The organism is Streptomyces sp. BF23-19 (genome assembly GCF_041106355.1).
Classification (GTDB): domain Bacteria; phylum Actinomycetota; class Actinomycetes; order Streptomycetales; family Streptomycetaceae; genus Streptomyces; species Streptomyces virginiae_A.
On sequence record NZ_JBGBPT010000001.1, the window covers coordinates 147,733 to 166,390 of the forward strand.

The window sequence follows — 18,658 nt, forward strand, 5'->3', positions numbered from 1 at the left end:
GACCGGGCTCAGTCGCCGCCCGGCAGCGAGCCGGACAGCTGGAGCAGTTCCACGAAGGCGTCGATACCGGCGGGCACCGGCCAGTCCAGGTCGCGCATCGCGGCGAGGTCGGCGGCGGCCCGGGCGGCGACGTCGGGCACGCCCGCGTCCACGGCCTTGGCCAGGACCGCCCAACCCGCCTCCCAGCGGGGGCAGGTGAGCTCGCTCTGCACGGCCGCGACCACGGCGATGAGGAACGCCAGCTGCCGGTCGCCGCGCTCGGGCAGGGCGAAGGCGTCGGGGTCGGCCAGCACCCGGTCCGGGTCGGGCAGGTCGAGGTGTTCGAGGTACGAGAGCAGTTCGATCCCGGCGGCCTCGCCCACGGCCCCGGTGAGGGCGGCGGCCAGCGCCTCCCGGCCCGACGAGGCCGCGTACCCCGTGGCCAGCAGCCGCAGGGCCATCTCCCAGGTGCGCGGGGACGGCCAGCCGCGGCCCCGCCCGGCGGCCTCGGACGGCATGTGGTGGACCAGGCCCGGTCGCGCGGTCAGGAAGCCGGAGACGGCGCCGCGGGCCCGGGCGACCGCACCGGACGCCTTGGCGGGATCGACGGCCGGGATCGCCACCTCGGGCCAGGTACCGGCCATGCCGCGGGCCACGGTGCGCGGGTTGTGCGTCCAGTCGAGGTGGACGAAGCGGTTCGCGAGCGGCGGGCTGAGGTGCCAGCCGTCCGCGGCGCTGGCGGGCGGATTGGCCGCGGCGACGATCCGTACCGCCGCCGGCAGCTCCAGGCTGCCGACCCGGCGTTCCAGGACCACGCGCAGCAGGGCCGCCTGCACGGCCGGCGGGGCGGAGGACAGCTCGTCGAAGAACAGCAGCCCGTGGCCGGTGCGAGCGAGGCGTACCGCCCAGTCCGGCGGCGCCATCGGGACACCCGTGGTGGCCGGGTCCTCGCCGACGATGGGCAGCCCGGCGAAGTCGGAGGGCTCGTGGACGCTGGCGATGACCGTCTCCAGCGGGACGCCGAGCGCGGTGGCGAGCTGCTCCATGCCGGCGGACTTGCCGATGCCTGGCTCACCCCACAGGAGGACAGGCTGATTGGCCGTCACGGCCAGTGCCAGCGCCTCCAGTTGGGGGTTGGTGGCGGGCTCGGTGCGGGTGGCGCGCAGCCGGGCACCCAGGGCGTCGGCGGCTGCCAGGGCCCGGGCGGGCCGCGGCGCGGTCGTGCTCATGCGTCGTCGTCCTCGTCCTCGTCGCGGTACTCCATGTACTCGTCGAACCAGTCGGCGCCGATCCCGGGGAACTCCGCTTCGACGCGGTCCCGCAGGAAGGCGAGGTCGGTGCGCTGGTAGCGGCGGATCTCCTGGGACAGCGACATTTCCATCTCGTCGACGACGTCGACCCGGGAGCCCGCCGCCAGTAGGGCCCTGACCAGGTCCGTCGAACCGCCCCAGTGCACGGCGGACAGCAGCGGGGTGCGCTCGGCCCGGTCCCGTGCCTCCAGGTCGAGTCCGGCGGCCAGCAGCCGGGGCAGCAGCACGTCGTGGTCGAGCAGGTGGAGTACGTGCAGCAGCCCGCGGCCGCGGGCGTCCCGGATCCGGGGGTCCACCCCGGCGTCCAACAGCGCCACCACACCCGGGGTGTCGCCGTGCTGGATCCGCAGGAAGAGCTCGCGCCGCTGGTCCTGGAGGGCGCGCGGCAGCCGCCCCTCGCCGGTGGTCCAGGACTGCTGTACGGCGAAGCACCCCGAGACCGCGCCGCCGAACGCCCGCATCGCACGCTCCCGTTGCTGCTCCTCGGGAGTGTGGGGGACATCGAGTACGCCGCCTCGCGAGCGCACCTCGTGCCACGCGCCGCGGCAGCGCACCCGTACCGGTCCGCCCGTGTCGGGGCCGGGCGGACCGACCGCCGGTCCGGAGTCGGGGAACAGCGCGTCGGCCACCAGCGGGTGCAGCGCGCGCGGGGAGATCAGGCCGGTCCGGACCAGTTCGAGATCGGGGAGCCGCTGCCAGACGTAGTGGGGCAGGACCGGGACGGAGGTCGTCTCGGCCTGTTCGACGACGCGGGCCCGGAGTCCCTCGGGGCCCGCGTGTTCCAGCAGGACGTGGGAGCGCCAGTCGACCGCGATCCGGAAGCGGTCCCCTGCCCCGGCCGCCACCAGCCGCGCCACCTCCGGCGCGAGCCGGCTGAGGTCGACCGGCATCCGCGCGAGGACCGCCTTCGGGTCCACCGGGCGCTGGTACGACTGAGGCGTGGGCACGGTCAGGTCGCACGCGATGCCCGCCGCCCCGTACGCCCCGACCGCGTCCTCCTGGTCCCAGAGCGCGGCGATCCGTGCGGCGAGGTCGTCCGGTGCGGCGAAGCGCGCGCCCAGCTCGGACGCGCACCGGGCGTCCCAGAACGGCCGGATCGCGGTCCAGTTCTCCGGGACGAAGCCGTGCCCCGCGTACCGGTGCCGCTGCTTGGTGACGACGGGCGCGCACTGCAGGCGCAGCCGCTGCGCGCCTTCGGTCATGACGGGCGTGGTGACCGACAGGGTCGGCCCCCCGTGGCCGCCGTAGGAGGCGAGCAGGATCCTCCGTTCGAGGGCGATGGTGGTGCGGCCGCCCAGGAGCCGCGGCAGGTGCCAGCGCAGCAGGTCCGGGGCGAGGTACCGCAGGTCCTCCGCGACGGCCTCGGCCACTTCGGCGCCGTAGCGGGCGGCGAGCTCGGGGAGGTCGAGGTCGACGTCCACGGCGGCGGCCGCGCAGGCCGCCCGCCAGTCACCGGCCAGCCGGTGCGCGGTGGCCTGCTCGATCATCCGGCCGGGCACGGCGTAGCGCCGGATCCGCTGCCATGTGGAGCGGTCCTCCGGCCGGATGCCGCCGGGCAGTTCGGCCTTCCGCGCGCTCTCCACGTTCCGCACGCTCACCGGTACACACTGCCGATGGCGCGCACGTCCGGGTGCGCCGCGCGGGCGGGACACAGCCGCTCGGTGAAGGAGCGCTTCACGCGGCGGGGCAGCCCGGGGCCCAGGCCGACGTACTCCAGGGCGCTGTCCGCGGGCACCGCCGCGAGCAGGCTCTTCGCGCCGCGCCCGGTGAGGCCGGTGTGGCGCAGCTCCAGCCGGCGCAGGGGGCTGCCGGGGAGAGCCGCGGCCAGGGCGTACGCCCCTTCGTCGCCAGGGTGGTTGCCGGGGGCCCCGAGGCTGCGCTCGGACATGGTCCGGCCGAGGTCGAGCGCTTCGATGCCGCCGAGGGAGGCGGCCAGCGCACGCGCTCCGGCGGCGCCGATGCCGTTGCCGCCGAGCCCGAGGCGGACCGGGTGGGCGGAGTCGGCCGCGGCCGCCGCGAGAGCCGTGACGCCCTCGTCGCCGAGGTGGTTGGCGGGGACGTACAGCTCGCGTACCCCGGCCTCCCGGATCAGGGCGGCCAACAGCGGGGCGGCGTCGGGGCCGAGGCCGTTGCCGCCGAGGAAGAGCCGTTCCAGCGGCTGTTCGCGCTCCAGCAGGGCGTCGAGCAGCAGGCGAACGCCGTCGGCGCCGATCCCGGTGTTGACCAGGTCGAGGGTGCGCAGGGCGGTGTTGCGGCGCAGCAGCGCGGCCAGGGTGCGGGCGCCGTCCGCGAAGAGCGGGTTGCGCTTGAGCCACAGGGCGCGGACGGTCGTGTCGTCGCCGAGGGCGCCCGCGAGTGAGCCCACCCTGTCGGGGCCGATCCGGTTGCAGCCGAGGTAGAGGGTGTGCAGCCCGTGGCCGGCCGCGAGCGCCTCGGCCAGGGTGCCGGCACCCGCGTCGCCGATGGCGTTGGTGCCGAGCAGCAGGTGCCTGGCGTGCGCGGAGGCGGTGGCGGCCGGCAGCAGCCGGGCCGCGCCGGCCGGGCCGAGCCCCTGCTTGCACAGGTCGACGCGGCCGTCGGTGCGCAGGGTGCCGAGCGGGAAGGTCTCGTCGGTCTCGACGGGCCGGTCCGCGGCGAGCCGGGCGAGCAGCGGGTCGAGGCGCGCCGGGTCGGCCGGTGGCAGGTCCGGGTGCTCGATCGCGGGGCACCGTACGGGTGTCGGCTGTGTCATCACCACTCCACCGGTTTCCTTCGCCGGTGCCCGGCGTCCATCACGACTTTGACGAGAGAACTGCAGAAGAAGACGCAAGACCGGTCGGATTCGAACCGACGTCCTCCAGCTCGATGCGTGGGCGCGACGACCTCTGCGCTACGGCCTTGCTGCCGGCGATCATACCCATCCGGCGGCCGGAAATCGATCACCAGTTTGGCCGGTCTCGCGGGGGCGGAGGTCCGTCCCGATCACGGCCCGCCAGGTGGACCGAGTGGTTCCGGACAGGTTTTCGAGCGCGTGGGTGCCGTGAAGAGGGGCGGAAGCGCGGATTCTGCTTGGTGTCGCGGTGGTGGCGAGCGGTGGCGGGTGGCCGATATTCGACCGTATGTTCCGGATTTGCGAAGCCCTGTCACATCGTCGACATCTCCGTACGCTACGGTAACTTGACTGTCCGTTATTCCCCGGACACCCCTTGAATCCCTCTGTCAACCACCGCCCTGGCACTCCCATGCCCGCGGCGGACCGCCACGGAGAGCGACACACATGAGCACCGCCACCGCACACAGCCGAATAGAAGCCTTAGGTCTCTGCCTTCCGGCAGCAGTCCAGACCACTCCTCAACTCGCCGCCCTGGTCCCGGGGCTGGGGGACGTGGACATCGAGAAGATCACCGGGATCACCGAGCGACGCGTGTACGACCCCGAACCGGACGCCGGCGAGGACTCGTTCGGGATGGCCCTGGCCGCCGCCCGGGACGCGCTGCGGTCCTCCCGCTACGAGGCCGCCGACCTCGACATCGTCATCTCCGCGTCGATCACCCGCTTCAAGGACGGCAGCCGCTTCACCTTCGAGCCGTCCTTCGCCGCGATGCTGGCCGGGGAACTCGGCGCCCGCTCCGCCATCCACTTCGACGTCTCCAACGCCTGCGCCGGAATGATGACCGGCGTGTGGCTGCTCGACCGGATGATCCGCTCCGGTGCCGTGCGGCGCGGGCTGGTCGTCAGCGGCGAGCAGGCGACCCGCGTCGCCCAGACCGCCGCACGCGAGATGGCCGACTCCTACGACCCGCAGTTCGCCTCGCTCTCCGTCGGCGACTCGGCGGCCGCGGTCGTCCTGGACGTCTCCGTCGACGCCGCCGACCGCATCCACTACATCGAGCTCATGACCTGCTCCGAGTACTCCCACCTGTGCATGGGCATGCCCAGCGACCGCACCCCGGGCATCTCCCTCTACACGGACAACAAGAAGATGCACAACCGCGACCGGCTCAAGCTGTGGCCGCGCTTCCACGAGGACTTCCTGGCCAAGCGGGGGCGGACGTTCGCCGCCGAGGAGTTCGACCACGTCATCCAGCACCAGGTCGGCACCCGTTTCATCGACTACGTCAACCAGACGGCCGAGGCCGAGTTCGGCACGCCCATGCCCGACTCGCTCTCCGTCGTGGAGCGGTACGGAAACACCGCCACGACCTCGCACTTCCTGACGCTGTGCGAACACCTCAGGGCGGGCGACGCCCGACCCGGGGCCAAGTACCTGCTGGTGCCGGCCGCCTCCGGCGTGGTCACCGGTGCCCTGTCCGCGACGCTCACGAACGTGGGGGTGTGAGCCATGGGCATGGTGATCACCGCGGCCGCGACCGCACTTCCCGACAGGTCCGCCCCGGCCTCCGTCGTGGACCTCGCCGGCCGGGCCGCCCGCGGCGCCCTGGCGCGGGCACAGGTGCCGGCTTCCTCGATCGGCACCCTCATCAACGTCGGCGTCTACCGCGAACACAACACCTTCGAACCGGCCATGGCGGCCCTGGTCCAGAAGGAGGTCGGCATCAACCTCGACTACATCGCCGACCCCGAACCGGCCGCGGGCTTCTCCTTCGACCTGATGAACGGAGCCTGCGGCGTGCTCAACGCCGTCCAGGTGGGCCAGGCCCTGCTGGACACGGGAAGCACCGAACGGCTGCTGATCACGGCCGCCGACGTCCACCCCGGCGGCGACGCGCAGGGTGACGCCGACTACCCGTACGCGGACCTGGCCGGCGCCCTCCTGCTGGAGCGCAGCGCCGACCCCGACGCCGGGTTCGGTCCGGTCCGGCACTACACCGCCGACCGGCCCACCGACGTCGAGGGCTACCTCGACACCGCCGCCATGGGCCGGCACGGGCGGACCACGATCACCGTCCGACGCGAGCCGGACCACGCGGAGCGGCTGGCCGAGTTCGCGGCGCGGGCCGCCGCCGACTACGCCCGGGAGTTCGGCATCGACCTCGACGAGACGCTGGTGATCGGCCCGTCCACGAGCGCCGACGGCGTCGGGGCCCAAGGGGAGCCGCACACCGCTTCGCCGGTCCTCGGCTACCTCCGGGCGATGGACGGCGTACGCCACGACGAGGACGACCACCCTCACGACCACCCCCTCGACCGCGCCTACGACCAGTTCCTGTTCGTGTCGGTCGGCGCCGGCCCCAGCGCGGCGTGCGCCCTCTACCGGCCCGAGGGGCGGTGAGCACCGTGCCGCAGACGAGGTTCGTCGAAGACCCGGCCGTGGAACGATCCGCCACCCTGTTGGACGGCCTGGCCGGATGGCTCGAGCGCAACGCCCGCGCCTTTCCCGAGAAGCCGGCCGTCATCCACCCCGAAGGCCGCGGCTCCGGCGGCTACAGCGTCGTCACCTACGGCGAGTTGCAGGACACGGTCGAGGAACTGGCTCGCGGATTCCGGCGCGCCGGGATCACCCGGGGCACGCGAACGGTGCTGATGGCCCCACCCGGGCCCGAGCTGTTCGCCCTCTGCTTCGCGCTGTTCCGGGTCGGGGCCGTGCCCGTCGTCGTCGATCCCGGCATGGGTGTGCGGCGCATGTTGCACTGCTACCGGGCCGTGGGCGCCGAGGCCTTCATCGGGCCGCCCCTCGCCCAACTCGTACGCGTCCTGGGCCGCCGCACCTTCGCCGGGGTACGGGTGCCCGTCACCCTGGGGCGGCGCCGGCTCGGCCGCGGCCACACGCTGGCCGCGCTGCGCACCACCCCCGCGACCGCCACCCCCGCGACCGCCGGGCCCGCGGACACGGCGGCGCCGACGGGCGGGGACGACCTGCTGATGATCGGCTTCACCACCGGAAGCACGGGCCCCGCCAAGGGAGTCGAGTACACCCACCGCATGGCGCTGTCCATCGCCCGCCAGATAGAAGCCGTCCACGGCCGCACCCGCGACGACGTCTCGCTCGTCACCCTGCCGTTCTACGGGGTGCTCGACCTGGTCTACGGATCCACCCTGGTCCTCGCGCCACTGGCGCCCGCCCGGGTCGCCCAGGCGGATCCCGCCCTGCTCGTGGACGCGCTGGAACGATTCCGCGTCACCACCATGTTCGCCTCGCCCGCCCTGCTGCGGAACCTGGCCGGACACCTCACCGGCGCCGCCCGCGGCCGCCACCCGCTGCCCGACCTGCGCTGCGTCGTCTCCGGCGGGGCCCCGGTGCCCGACGCGGTCGTGGCCGCGCTGCGCACCGTCCTCGACGAGAAGGCGCGCATCCATGTGACGTACGGGGCCACGGAGGTGCTGCCGATCTCCTCGATCGAGGCCGCCGAGATCCTCGGCGACGACGACCTCGACACCGCCCGCGACGACGGCGGTACCGCGGCCGGTACGGGGGCCGGGACCGCGGCCGGTACGGGGGCAGGGACCGCGGCCGGAGCCGCCGCGGGCGAAGGGACCTGTGTCGGCCGACCCGTCCCCGGCACCCGGGTGGCCATCGCCCCCGTCACCGACGGCCCGCTGCCCCGGTTCGACCCCGCGGCCGGCCTGCCGGCCGGGCGCGTCGGCGAGATCCTGGTCCAAGGCGATTCCGTCAGCCGGCGCTACCACCGCGCACCCGCATCCGACGCCGCGCACAAGGCGACCGAGGAACGCCCCGGCGGCGCGGAGCCCTTCGTCTGGCACCGGACCGGAGACCTGGGCCACCTCGACGCCGAAGGACGCCTGTGGTTCTGCGGGCGCGCAGCGCAGCGGGTCCGCACCGGCGACCGGGACCTGCACACCGTGCGCTGCGAGGGAGTCTTCAACGCCCATCCGCTGGTCCGGCGCACCGCCCTGGTCGGCATCGGGCCGGCCGGCGCCCAACGGCCCGTCGTCTGCGTGGAGACCGAGACCGGGCCGGACGGGGCGGAGCTCGACGAAGCCACGTGGACGCGGCTGGTCGCCGAGCTGGGCACCATGGCCGAGGCGCAGGCCGCGACCACCGGCCTCCAGGAGTTCCTGCGCCACCCCGGCTTCCCCGTGGACATCCGGCACAACGCCAAGATCGGCCGCGAGGAGCTCGCCCGCTGGGCCGAGCGGCAGCAGGCCCGCCCGACGTCGTCCACCGGCCGGCGCGCAGCCCGGATCGTGCCGCTCGCCGGATGGGCGTACCTCGTGGGCGGGGCGGTGTGGGCCACGGCCGGGGGAGTACCCGACCTTCCCGTGCTGCGGTGGCTGTGGTGGGCCGACGCCTTCCTGAGCATCGGCGTGCACGCCGCGCAGATCCCGCTCGCGCTGCCGCGCGGCCGGGAGGCCGGCCACGGGACCGCCTCGGTGGTCCGCAACACCATGCTCTACGGCGCGACCTGGTGGCGGACGCTGTGAAGATCCTGGTCACCGGAGCATCCGGATTCCTGGGCGGGCACCTCGTCGACGGTGCCCTGCGCCAGGGCCATCAGGTCCGCGCCCTGGTCCGCCCCGGCCGTGCCGCCGTACGCCTGGGCTCCCTGCCCGGCGTCGAGGTCGTCACCGGCGACCTCACCGACGAGGGTTCGCTCGGGCGGGCAGCGCAGGGCTGCGAAGCGGTCCTGCACAGCGCGGCACGGGTCGTCGACCACGGCAGCCGCGCCCAGTTCGAGGCCGCCAACGTCACCGGCACGCAGCGGCTGCTGACGGCGGCGCGGTCGGCGGGGGCGCGGCGGTTCGTGTTCGTCTCCAGCCCGAGCGCGTTGATGCGGACACGGGAGGGCGACCGTCTCGGCATCGACGAGAGCACCCCGTACCCGCGGCGGTGGTTCAACCACTACTGCGAGACGAAGGCGATCGCCGAACAGCACGTACGGGCGGCCGACGGTGCGGAGTTCACCACCTGCGCCCTGCGCCCGCGCGGCATCTGGGGGCCGCGCGACCACGCCGGATTCCTGCCGCGCATGGTCGACGCCATGCGCGTGGGCCGACTGCCCGACCTGTCGGGCGGTAAACGGGTGCTGGTCTCGCTCTGCCACGTCGACAACGCGGTGGACGCCTGCCTGCGGGCCGTGCACGCGCCCGCCGGGCGGGTCGGCGGCAAGGCCTACTTCGTCGCGGACCGCGAGGAGACGGACCTGTGGCCCTTCCTGGCGCGGGTCGGAGCCCTCTTCGACTGCCCGCCGCCCGCCCCGCGCATCCCGCTCCTCCTCGGCCGCGGGCTGGCCGCGGCCGTCGAGACGGGTTGGAACCTGCGCCACCGGTCCGCCGGCAGGGGCTCGGACGCGGGTCCGGACGCGGGTCCGCCCATGAGCCGCTACATGATGGCGCTGCTGACCCGCTCGGCGACGTACGACACCTCCGCCGCCCGCCGGGACCTCGGCTACGCGGCTCCGCGCACCCAGGCCGACGGGCTGCGCGCACTGGGGGAGTGGGTGACGGAGGTGGGAGGCGTGGCCGCCTGGACCGCCGGCCCGGCCGCCCCCACCGAAGCCGCCGTATCGGCCCGCCCCGGACCCGGCCACACCGAACAAGGGAACACCACGTCATGACATCCCATCAGGTCGGTACCGGTACCGACACCGATGCTCGTACCGGTGCGAACGCCCGCTACCGGCGTTCGGTGTCGCCCACCGAACGCCTCTACCTCGCCGCCGGGGACGCCCGCGGGGCCATGGCCCTGCGCATCGTCGTCGAGGGCGAGGGCGTACCCGACGCGCAGGACCTCCGGGCGGCCGTGGCACGGGCCGCCGAGTCCTGCCCGGGATCACAGCTCGTACGTGCCGGCGCGATGTGGACCGTCGGGGGGCCGCCGCCGCGGGTGCGGTACGACGTACCACGCGCCGGTGTGTACACCGACTCGGCTCCCGGAACGGTCGAGTTGCCCGCCGGGCCGTCGCGTCGAACGGAGCCGCCGGGCTGCGAAGTGCTGATCGTGCCCGGTGCGGACGGTGCGGACGGTGCGGACGGTGCGGACGGTGCGGACGGCGGGGACGGCGGGGACGGCGGGGACGGCGGGGACCGGAAGGGGACCACCACCCTCGTCTTCAGCGCCTCGCACGCCCTGATGGACGGCCACGGCGCCCTGACCTGGGTACGGGAGGTCTTCCGGGCCCTGCGCGGCGAGCCCGCCCGGCCCGCCCTCGACCCGGACACCGACGCCGGACTGCTGCGCGGTCTCGGCAGCACCCGGACGCGGCCCACGCCGGCGCCTCCCCGACGCTCCCCGCTCGGCTCGGCCGACGGCGGCGGCCGCCCGCTCCGGACGCTGTGGCTGCGCCGCACCCTGCCCGGCCGCCGTTCCGCGCTCACCGCCCGCCTCGCCCAGGCCCTGGCCGACGCCACCCGGCTCGACACCCGTGTCATGGTCCCCGTCGACCTGCGCCGCCACCGCCCCGGGATCGCGGCCACCGGCAACCTGAGCCTGCCGCTGTTCCTGGACCTTCACCCCGGGGCGGACTGGACGGCCGCGCACACCCTCCTGCTGACCGCCCTGGCCGGGAACGGCGAACTCGCCGCCGGATTCGAAACGGCCCTCGCGCCGCTGCCCCGGCCCGTGACCGCCGCCCTGCTGCGCACCGCCCAGGCCGTGGCGTCACGTACCGACCGGCACCTCGCTTCGGCCGTCGTCTCCCACCTCGGCCGCCTGGACCTGGCGGAATTCTCCGGCGGCGGCTTCACGGCGTCCACGGCTTACGCACTGCCGGTGCACGCGCCGCTGGTTCCGCTCTCCCTGGTCGCCGCCGAGACCGGCACGGCCACCGAGATCACCCTCGGCGTCCGCGGCTCGGGCCCGGACCTCGCCGCCCGCGCCGGGCGGCTGCTGGACACGGTCCTGGCCGGCCTCGCCTCGGCGGACGCCGTGGCCACGGGCCCCGCACCACGGACCGCGCACCCCGCTCCGGCCGTGCCCGCTCCGGCCGCCGGTCCGGACCCGGCGGTCCCCGGGCTCACCGTCGTGGACGCCTTCCGCGACCAGGCCGCCCGCACCCCCGACGCGCCCGCGATCGACGGGCCCGAGGGCGTGGTCACGTACGCCGAACTCGATCGACGCTCCGACGCCGTCGCGGCCGGGCTCCGGAGCCGCGGCGTAGGACGCGAGGACCTGGTGGGACTGGTCGTCGACCGCACCCCCGCCGGAGTGGCCGCCCTCTGGGGGATCCTCAAGGCGGGCGCCGCCTACGTGCCGCTCGACCCCGGCCACCCCGGCGTACGGATCAGGGAGATCCTCCAGGGATCCGCCGCCGGCATCTGCCTGACCCGACGACACCTGGCCGAGGACCTCGCCCCGTTCGTGCCCGGGACCCTGCTCGCCGTCGAGGACCTGCTCGACAGCCCTGCCGCCGGACCGGACGCGGCGGCGGACGGGACGGCGGACGTGCGGCCCGCGGACCTCGCGTACGTCATCCACACCTCCGGTTCCACCGGCCGCCCCAAGGGTGTGCAGATCGAGCACGGAAGCCTCATGGGATTCGTCCGCTGGATGACCGAGGTCTGCCACGTCACCGGTCGCACGCGCTTCGGCTTCGCCTCCTCCTACGCTTTCGACATCTCGTGCTTCCCCCTCTTCCTGCCACTGGCGGCCGGCGGAACGGTCGTCCTCGCCCCCGGCCCGCCCTCGCCCGCCACCCTGCGCGACCTGGTCGCCGAGCACCGCGCGGACACCCTCGCACTCACGCCCTCCCACCTCGCCCTGCTCGGCGCCGCGGGCGGCGGCCCCGCGCTCCGACTGCGCACCCTGCTGCTGGGCGGCGAGCCCCTCACCCCCACCGCCGTACGGTCCGCGCACGCCGCATTCGGGGCCGACTGCCGTGTGATCAACGCGTACGGGCCCACCGAGGCGACCGTCGCCGTACTCGCCCACACCGTGGACGGGGCGGAGAGCGGCGCGACCGTCCCGATCGGCCGCCCCGGCCCGTACGCCCGGGTCGACCTCGTCACCGAGGACGGCGAGACCATCGGGAGCGGACCGGGCGACACCGGTCGCACCGGCGAGATCGTCGTACGAGGCGCCCAGGTGGCCCGTGGCTACCTCGGCCCGCCCGACGGCCGCCCCTCACCCTTCACCACCGGCCCCGACGGCCTCCGCGCCTACCGCACCGGTGATCTCGGACGCCGACTGGCGGACGGATCGGTCGAGTTCGCCGGGCGCATCGACGAGCAGGTGAAGATCGCCGGGCACCGTGTCGATCCCGCCGAGGTCGCCGCCGCCCTCGAAGCCCACCCGACCGTCCAGCGTGCCGTCGTCGTGCCACGCCGTCGCCCGCACTCCACGGCGGCCGTGCTCTGCGCGTACGTACTGCCGACCCACGCCGCTGATCCCGCGGCGGGCGGGGACCTGGGCAGCGCCCTGCGGACCGAACTGACCCGGACCCTCCCCGCGTACCTCGTCCCCGCCCATGTCGTCGTGATCGACACACTGCCCAGCACGGTCAGCGGCAAGGTCGATCTCGCCGCCTTCCCCGATCCCTTCGCCCGGTCCACGCCGGCCGCAACGGTAGCCGTATCCGCCGACGCAACCGCGGTTGCGCCCGTCACCTTGGACGCACGGGTCAGGCACCACTGGGCGGAGGTCCTCGGCGTCGACGGCGAACTGCTGTCGTCGGACTCGGACTTCCACGCCCTCGGCGGGGATTCCCTGGCCCTCGTCGAGATGCTCACCGCCGTCTCCTCGGACCTGCTCACCCCCGATCAGGCCCGACAGTTCACCGGCCGTCTCGACTGCCTCGTCCGGGACCTGACGCTCGGGCAGGTCTGCGAGCACCTGACCGCCGCCCGCGAGGAGGCATCCGCATGATCTTCGTCGGAGAAGGAGCCCTGCTCCGCCGCGCCGTGACCCACGCGGCCACCCACGGCCACCCGGTCGACCTGGTCTGCTCCGCCGACCCGCTGGACGCGGCGGCCGCCGACGCGCCCCACCTCGCGGCGGCCGACGTCAACGCCCACGCCGACACGCTCTCCCGGGCCGGCACCGACGGCATCGTGTGGTCCCTCAACAACCGGCAGATCTTTCGGGAACCCCTGCTCCGGGCCGAGGGCCTGCGGATCGTCAACATCCACAACGGGCTGCTGCCACGGCATCGCGGACTGCCCTCCGTGGCCGTCCTGTTCGCCCTGCTGAACGGCGACACGGAGTACGGCGCCACCGCCCACGAGGTCGACGCCGGCATCGACACCGGTCCGGTCCTGGCCGAACACCGTTTCCCCATCGGGCCCGAGGACCGCTACCACCAGGTCATGCTCCGCGGCATCCGCGCCTGCCACGCCCTGTTCGAGCGGATCCTCCCGGCGGTCGCGGCAGGAACCGCCCACCCCGTACGCGCCACGGCGGCGGAACCGTCCGCGTACTACGGCCTGCGCGCGCTGGAGCGGCTCGACACCTACCGCGACCATCCCGCCTACCCGCGCGCCACCGACCTCGGCCCCTTCGCCACCCATGCGCCCGAGGTCACTCGGGCCCTGCTCGGGCCGCCCGCACCGGCTTCGGCCTCCTGAGGCCACCCGGGACACCCGGGCACACCCGGGGCCCGGTCCGACAGCCGGCCCGGCGCGGCCTGTGGCCGGGGCCCGCGGGCTCCAGCCCCTCCTTCAGGTGCAGCGAGGGGATCTCGTAGTCACCGAAGTTCTGCCGCCGTCCTCGACCTGGTCGTCGGCGCTCCCGCGCTGGTCATGGACCATCGGCTGGACGTGCTCGCCGGGAACCGTCTGGCGGGGCTCCTCCACGGTCGGCCGGTGCCGGGCCTGAACACCGCCCGGCACATCTTCCTGGAGGAGGCGGAGCGCGGCCTCTACGCGGACTGGGAGAAGTGCACCCTCGACGTGGTCGGGCATCTGCGTCTGGCCGCCGGCCAGTACCCCGAGGACCCTCGCCTTGCCTCGCTCATCGGCGAACTGGCGATGGGCAGCGAGCGCTTCCGCCGCCTGTGGGCCCGCGCGGACGTGCCCGCCCGCACCCACGGACGCAAGGCGTACCGGCACCCGTTGGTGGGACTGCTGGAACTGCACCAGGAGAACTTCGCGCTGCCGGGCGAATCGGGCATGGAGCTGCTGGTGTTGTCCGCGGCCCCGGGCAGCCCCGCCGAGGACGGTCTGCGCCTGCTCGAAGGCCTGGGTGCGGACAGCGGTGGTGAGCGGGCGGTACTGCGCCGCACCGACACTCCGTCCATGCCGTCGTCCGCCGCCACCGGCACCTCGATGTGACGGCCGGCGCCCGGGCGGACCGGGAAGCGTGGGCGGACCGGGAGGCGTGGGCGGCCTGGGTGATCGGCAGCGGAGGTCAGACGCCCGCGCCCACCCCCGCGGGCGTGGCGACCGGGCCACCCGCCATCGCGCGGGCCATCCACGCGGAGGAGCGCACGGTCCGTGCGACGAAGGCGCCGCGGTCCACCCCGAGGGCCCGCAGGGCCGGACCGTGGTCCACCGCGACCAAGGCGGCGGCGCCGGCCAGGAGTCCGCGCCACCCGGCCGTCACCGCCCGGCGGGCGGGCCGGGGCAGCCCGGCGAGCCCCTCGCGCAGGCGCAGGCAGTGGAAGGGGACGTGCCGCTCCTCGTCCGCCAGGATCCGGCCCGCGACCTCGGTGGTCAGCGGGTCGGTCGCGCCGTCGCGCAGGGCTTGGTAGTACCCCAGCGCCACCACCTCGGCGATCATCAGCACCAGCAGTTCCACCCGCAGTCCGAGCAGCCGCCGGACCCGGACGAAGGCCGCGTCGCTCCAATGCCCGTCGAGGGTCTCGGCCCCGCCGGCCGCCAGCAGCAGCTCCAGCATGCGCGCGTGGTTCTGTTCCTCGGCGATGAAGAGCCGGACCGCCTGGGAGTAGACCGGATCACCCGCGAGGTCGGCCTTGGCGGTGAGTGCTGAGCCGTCGCCGTCCTCGCCGACCTGGAACTTCTGGATGCTGCGGACGATGTCCGCCGGCAGCTGCGTGCCCTTCCCCCAGTCGGGGTCGCCCAGAGCCGCTCGGCGCTCCCGCTCGGCCTCGAACTCGCGCACCCATGCCCCGTACTCACTTTTGATCATGTTCAACAATCTAGCGATTATTGATCGTGTTCAAAAGTGTTGGAGTGTCATGGCCGCGTAACAGAACCGGTCGGTGGCGGGCGGTGCTCCGCGTGTCGGACGGGTTCCTCCGGGACTGCTCCCACGTGGTATTCGGCCTTCGCGAGCAGCTCTTCGGTCAGCCTGACCCCGGTGAAGCGCTCGGTCAGCGCCAGGACCGCCGCCTTCGTGTCGACGTCGGGATCTTCGTCCCCGAACGGGTTGAGGCCGACCTGCAGCATCAAGGGGTTGAGCGCATCGGGGGTGCTGCCCGTCCTGTCCGCGGGCCACTCGAAGGTGGTCATCAACTCCCCCTCCTCGTACCAGTGGAAGAAGTCCATCGGCTTCCCTCCGTTGCTGCAGTGGGAGACGGCACGCGTTCCGGCGGAGAGCGCCTCCATGGTGTCCGGACGTATGCCCAGATCGCCTCCGAAATCCAGGGCGAGCGTCCAGTCCCCTCCTGCGCCCGGCACGGTGAACGCTCCGGCGAGGAAGGCATCGGGCCACTTCTCGAATCCGTCCAGGAAATCCTCATGTTCCCCGATGAACTCGTGGAGGTCCTCGCACACACCGCGCGGCTCGGCCCCCACGATGTGGAGCAACTCCGCGGGTGAGACTCCCCGCAGCAGCGTCAGGGTGTACCCGATCTCCAGTGCGTAGGCGAAGAGCGAGTGTGGGGAACGTATCCAGCCGTAATCGGCCGCGGTGGCGGAACTCATGCAGCGCATCCTGCCGGCGCCCACTGACACCGGCCTGCGCGGCCGCCCCCGCGCGCCCGGCCGCCCGGCCGCCGGGCCGGAGCTCAGATCGTCGCGGGAGGCGGCGCATTGATGGCGCCGAAGGGGATGTGGACGCTCGGAGTGCCCTGGGCGGTGCCGTTGAGATTGGCGACCTGGTCGTCGAAGAAGATGTGCGGGTCGAGGGCTTTCATGACCGCGGCCTTGTCGATACCGCCGAGGAAGAAGGCGTCGTTGACCCGCAGCCCCCACTCCTTGAGGCTCATCAGGGCGCGTTCGTGCGAGGGGGCGTCCCGAGCGGTGACCAGCGAGACGCGAAGGCGGGGTCGATACCCGGAGTCCTCGCGGCGCCGCGCTTCTTCGAGGCGCTGGATGCGGTTGATGCCGGCCAGGAAGTCTCGTAGCGGACCCGGATCGTGCGGGGTGGCGGCATTGCGGACTTCGAAGGCACGGAACTCGTCGACCCCACCGCGCTGGTAGACCCGCTCGGCGGTGTCGCTCGCCACCACTCCGTCGAAGTCGAAGGCGATACGGAGTTCGGGATCGCTCTCGTCGTCGACGCGCCCCGTTCTGAGCACGTGTCCCGCGGGCAGCCCGGCCGCGACCGCGTCCCGGATATCGGGTCCGTCGGCCGACAGGAACAGCGACATGTTGAGCGCGGGCATGAACTGGTGCGAGGGGCGGCCCTGCCGGAAGACCGCCCGGCTGATCGGCAGGTCGTGGGCTTCGATCGAACGCATGACACGCATCCCGGTGTCCGGATCGTTGCGCGAGAGGATGATGACCTCGACCAGCGGGTCGGCCTGCTCCGCGAGGTCGTTCAAGGACAGCAGGCGTCTGACGAAGGGGAACGCCACTCCTTTGGCCAGAAGTTCATCGACATGCGTCTCCTGGTAGGTCCGGTACGCGTCCTCACCCTGCTCCCGGAACACCGCGTCACAGTCGGTCAGGTCGAACAGGGCGCTGGACGCGATCCCCACCACCAGGCGATCGGACAGGTCGTACCTCATGGCGCCCCCTGCTGACACGTGTGCGACGTCGGGATGCTCATCACCCTTCGGTGTATGCCCGCAAACGCCTCCCGATCCACCGTTCGAGCCGGGCCCCGCCTCCACGGCGCGATGGAGCCCAGCGCATGCGCGCCTGCCTCTGATCCGGGGAATTCACGGCGGCATTCAGGTGCCGACGGCGGCGTCGGCCGTCGACGCCCTTTCGGCGGCCCTACTGTGCTGGTCGGCAGCGAGACGCGCCGGTGAGCCGACGGGGTGAGGAGGCGTATGCCGGACCATCCGCACGGCCCACCGGACGATACGCCGGAGGGCGAGAGCCGGTTCTCGCTGTGGCTGTGGTCGGTGCTCGGCCTGTTCGCGGCATGCGTGCGTACCCTGTGCCCTGCTCGTGGCGGAGACGATCGGTTCCACCGTCTCACCGGTGCCCCGCGCTCGCGATTCTCGCCGAGCCGGCCGGGTACGCGACGGCGGTCCGCGCCGTGGTGCGAGAGCGGTCGCCGGATTGCGACGTCAGTACGAACAGGCCTACGCCGCGGAACTGTGGCAGGCCGAGGAGAGATGTGGGGACGGGCGATGAGAACGATGCCGAGAGGTGATCGACAGTGACCGGGCGGCGCCCGAGGTGTCCGACCGGGCCGCGTCCGCTCGTTCCGGCTCTCGCTCTGGCTCTGACTCTGGCTCTCGCTCTCGTCACCGGGTGCACGACGGGCCGCGAGGCCCCGACGCCATCGCCCCTGGGCAGGGCTCCCACGGCCGCCACGCGTCCCGGGACGCCGAGCCCCTCGGCTCCGGACCTGTTGCTGGCCGAGCAGTTCGACATGGGGCTGCCCGGCGCCGATCCCGTCCGTTGCGGTGACGAACTGGCCCTGCTCACCCGAGGCCGCCCGGCCGACCGGCCCATGGCCTGGGTCTCGTCGGGGCGCGACGAGCGCCAGTCGGCCGACGCGGTGACGTTCGCTCTCGGAGACCGATCGGCGCTGTGCCTGTACGGGTTCGCGCAGGGCAAGCCGATCACGGTCACGGTCGCAGCAGGGGGTCGGACCTACACCACGCCCGTGACGCCCGTGGCGGCCCTGAGCTCCGGGGACTCATCGAAGGAGGAGCTCTTCAACGGACGCGCCCTGGAGGTAGAGGACGCCGGCGGCGGCTTCCTGCGGAGCGGATACTGGACGTTCCTCCCGCCCGACCCGGCCCGAGAGGCGGTCGCCGCCACCGGTCGGCTCACCCTGACGGCGAGCGCCGGTGCCACACGCGCCACCGGCGGGATTTCGCTGCGCCGGAACCGGGGAGCGGAGACGGCGGAAGGCTGGGAGCGCGGCCACCGGCTGGCGGTCTTCGGATATCCGGCCGGCACCCGGGTCCCGATCGGGATCTACCGCCTGACGCGTACCGAAGCGAGCGCACGCGCGGTGCTGGTGCGGAAGGTCGGCCAGGTGGTCATGCCGCGCTCCCGGCTGGCCGTCCTCACCATCCCCCAGGACGTGTTCCGCCTGGTCGCCGAGGCACCGCCGAAGGAGGAGGTCTCGCACTGCCTGAGCGTCCCCGGAATCGACCGATGCGTCAATTGACCCGTCCCCATCCGTGGATCGCATGGAGGTTCACCGGCCGACCGGCGCCGTCCGCACGAACCTGATCCGGCACAGGTTGTGCGGTGCGTGCCGGGCAGCCGACCCCGTACAGCGC

The 18,658-nt window shown here is 73.7% G+C and carries 13 protein-coding genes and 3 pseudogenes; 8 read left to right on the forward strand and 8 right to left on the reverse strand.

From position 1 onward, the window contains the following. Positions 1 to 8 precede the first annotated feature (8 nt). The 4 genes and pseudogenes from AB8A24_RS00695 to AB8A24_RS00710 all read right to left on the reverse strand — a co-directional run bounded on the left by AB8A24_RS00695 (position 9) and on the right by AB8A24_RS00710 (position 4,168). Positions 9 to 1,208, reverse strand: coding sequence for an AAA family ATPase (locus AB8A24_RS00695; protein ID WP_369474194.1), 1,200 nt, complete (start codon positions 1,206 to 1,208; stop codon positions 9 to 11). Then, positions 1,205 to 2,887 (reverse strand): ankyrin repeat domain-containing protein, encoded by a 1,683-nt coding sequence (locus AB8A24_RS00700; protein ID WP_369474196.1) that lies wholly within the window; start codon positions 2,885 to 2,887, stop codon positions 1,205 to 1,207. Before AB8A24_RS00700 ends, AB8A24_RS00695 begins: the two co-directional genes overlap by 4 nt. Beyond that, a complete protein-coding gene (locus AB8A24_RS00705) occupies positions 2,884 to 4,020 on the reverse strand; it encodes a gala protein (RefSeq protein ID WP_369474198.1) in 1,137 nt (378 codons plus the stop codon). The genes AB8A24_RS00700 and AB8A24_RS00705 overlap by 4 nt, the downstream gene beginning before the upstream one ends. 75 nt (positions 4,021 to 4,095) lie before the next feature. Beyond that, a pseudogene (locus AB8A24_RS00710) lies at positions 4,096 to 4,168 on the reverse strand. 377 nt (positions 4,169 to 4,545) lie between these two features. Between AB8A24_RS00710 and AB8A24_RS00715 the strand changes: the two are divergent. From AB8A24_RS00715 to AB8A24_RS00740, 6 genes are read left to right on the forward strand one after another with little or no spacing between them, the layout of a single operon-like run. Continuing rightward, complete coding sequence (locus AB8A24_RS00715) at positions 4,546 to 5,607, forward strand: 3-oxoacyl-[acyl-carrier-protein] synthase III C-terminal domain-containing protein (RefSeq protein WP_328960340.1); 1,062 nt, start codon at positions 4,546 to 4,548, stop codon at positions 5,605 to 5,607. A 3-nt stretch (positions 5,608 to 5,610) separates the two neighbouring features. Then, positions 5,611 to 6,501 carry a hypothetical protein gene (locus tag AB8A24_RS00720; RefSeq protein ID WP_369474200.1) on the forward strand — a complete coding sequence of 297 codons (891 nt, stop codon included), beginning with the start codon at positions 5,611 to 5,613 and terminating at the stop codon, positions 6,499 to 6,501. 5 nt (positions 6,502 to 6,506) lie between these two features. Further along, positions 6,507 to 8,612 carry a fatty acid CoA ligase family protein gene (locus AB8A24_RS00725; protein ID WP_369474202.1) on the forward strand — a complete coding sequence of 702 codons (2,106 nt, stop codon included), beginning with the start codon at positions 6,507 to 6,509 and terminating at the stop codon, positions 8,610 to 8,612. Then, positions 8,597 to 9,745, forward strand: coding sequence for an NAD-dependent epimerase/dehydratase family protein (locus tag AB8A24_RS00730; RefSeq protein ID WP_328960337.1), 1,149 nt, complete (start codon positions 8,597 to 8,599; stop codon positions 9,743 to 9,745). Before AB8A24_RS00725 ends, AB8A24_RS00730 begins: the two co-directional genes overlap by 16 nt. Continuing rightward, positions 9,742 to 12,990 carry an amino acid adenylation domain-containing protein gene (locus AB8A24_RS00735; protein WP_369474204.1) on the forward strand — a complete coding sequence of 1,083 codons (3,249 nt, stop codon included), beginning with the start codon at positions 9,742 to 9,744 and terminating at the stop codon, positions 12,988 to 12,990. The genes AB8A24_RS00730 and AB8A24_RS00735 overlap by 4 nt, the downstream gene beginning before the upstream one ends. Then, a complete protein-coding gene (locus AB8A24_RS00740; RefSeq protein ID WP_328960335.1) occupies positions 12,987 to 13,688 on the forward strand; it encodes a formyltransferase family protein in 702 nt (233 codons plus the stop codon). Before AB8A24_RS00735 ends, AB8A24_RS00740 begins: the two co-directional genes overlap by 4 nt. Here AB8A24_RS00740 and AB8A24_RS00745 read toward each other — a convergent pair. Continuing rightward, positions 13,642 to 13,827: pseudogene (locus AB8A24_RS00745) on the reverse strand (hypothetical protein); the annotation flags it as partial. The gene AB8A24_RS00740 and the pseudogene AB8A24_RS00745 overlap by 47 nt on opposite strands. On the opposite strand from AB8A24_RS00745, the pseudogene AB8A24_RS00750 reads away from it, so the two are divergent. After that, positions 13,827 to 14,393: pseudogene (locus AB8A24_RS00750) on the forward strand (XRE family transcriptional regulator); the annotation flags it as partial. The pseudogenes AB8A24_RS00745 and AB8A24_RS00750 sit on opposite strands and share 1 nt — an antisense overlap. A 76-nt stretch (positions 14,394 to 14,469) precedes the next feature. On the opposite strand, the gene AB8A24_RS00755 reads toward AB8A24_RS00750, so the two are convergent. The 3 genes from AB8A24_RS00755 to AB8A24_RS00765 all read right to left on the reverse strand — a co-directional run bounded on the left by AB8A24_RS00755 (position 14,470) and on the right by AB8A24_RS00765 (position 16,975). After that, positions 14,470 to 15,210 carry a ferritin-like domain-containing protein gene (locus AB8A24_RS00755; protein ID WP_369474206.1) on the reverse strand — a complete coding sequence of 247 codons (741 nt, stop codon included), beginning with the start codon at positions 15,208 to 15,210 and terminating at the stop codon, positions 14,470 to 14,472. 47 nt (positions 15,211 to 15,257) lie between these two features. Beyond that, positions 15,258 to 15,947, reverse strand: coding sequence for a DUF6461 domain-containing protein (locus AB8A24_RS00760; protein ID WP_369474208.1), 690 nt, complete (start codon positions 15,945 to 15,947; stop codon positions 15,258 to 15,260). Positions 15,948 to 16,030: 83 nt separating this feature from the next. Continuing rightward, the gene (locus tag AB8A24_RS00765; RefSeq protein ID WP_328960332.1) at positions 16,031 to 16,975 is read right to left on the reverse strand and encodes a 5'-nucleotidase; all 945 of its coding nucleotides are present in this window, start codon (positions 16,973 to 16,975) and stop codon (positions 16,031 to 16,033) included. 797 nt (positions 16,976 to 17,772) lie between these two features. Here AB8A24_RS00765 and AB8A24_RS00770 point away from each other — a divergent pair. Next, positions 17,773 to 18,543 (forward strand): hypothetical protein, encoded by a 771-nt coding sequence (locus AB8A24_RS00770; protein ID WP_369474210.1) that lies wholly within the window; start codon positions 17,773 to 17,775, stop codon positions 18,541 to 18,543. The last annotated feature ends 115 nt before the right edge of the window (positions 18,544 to 18,658 follow it).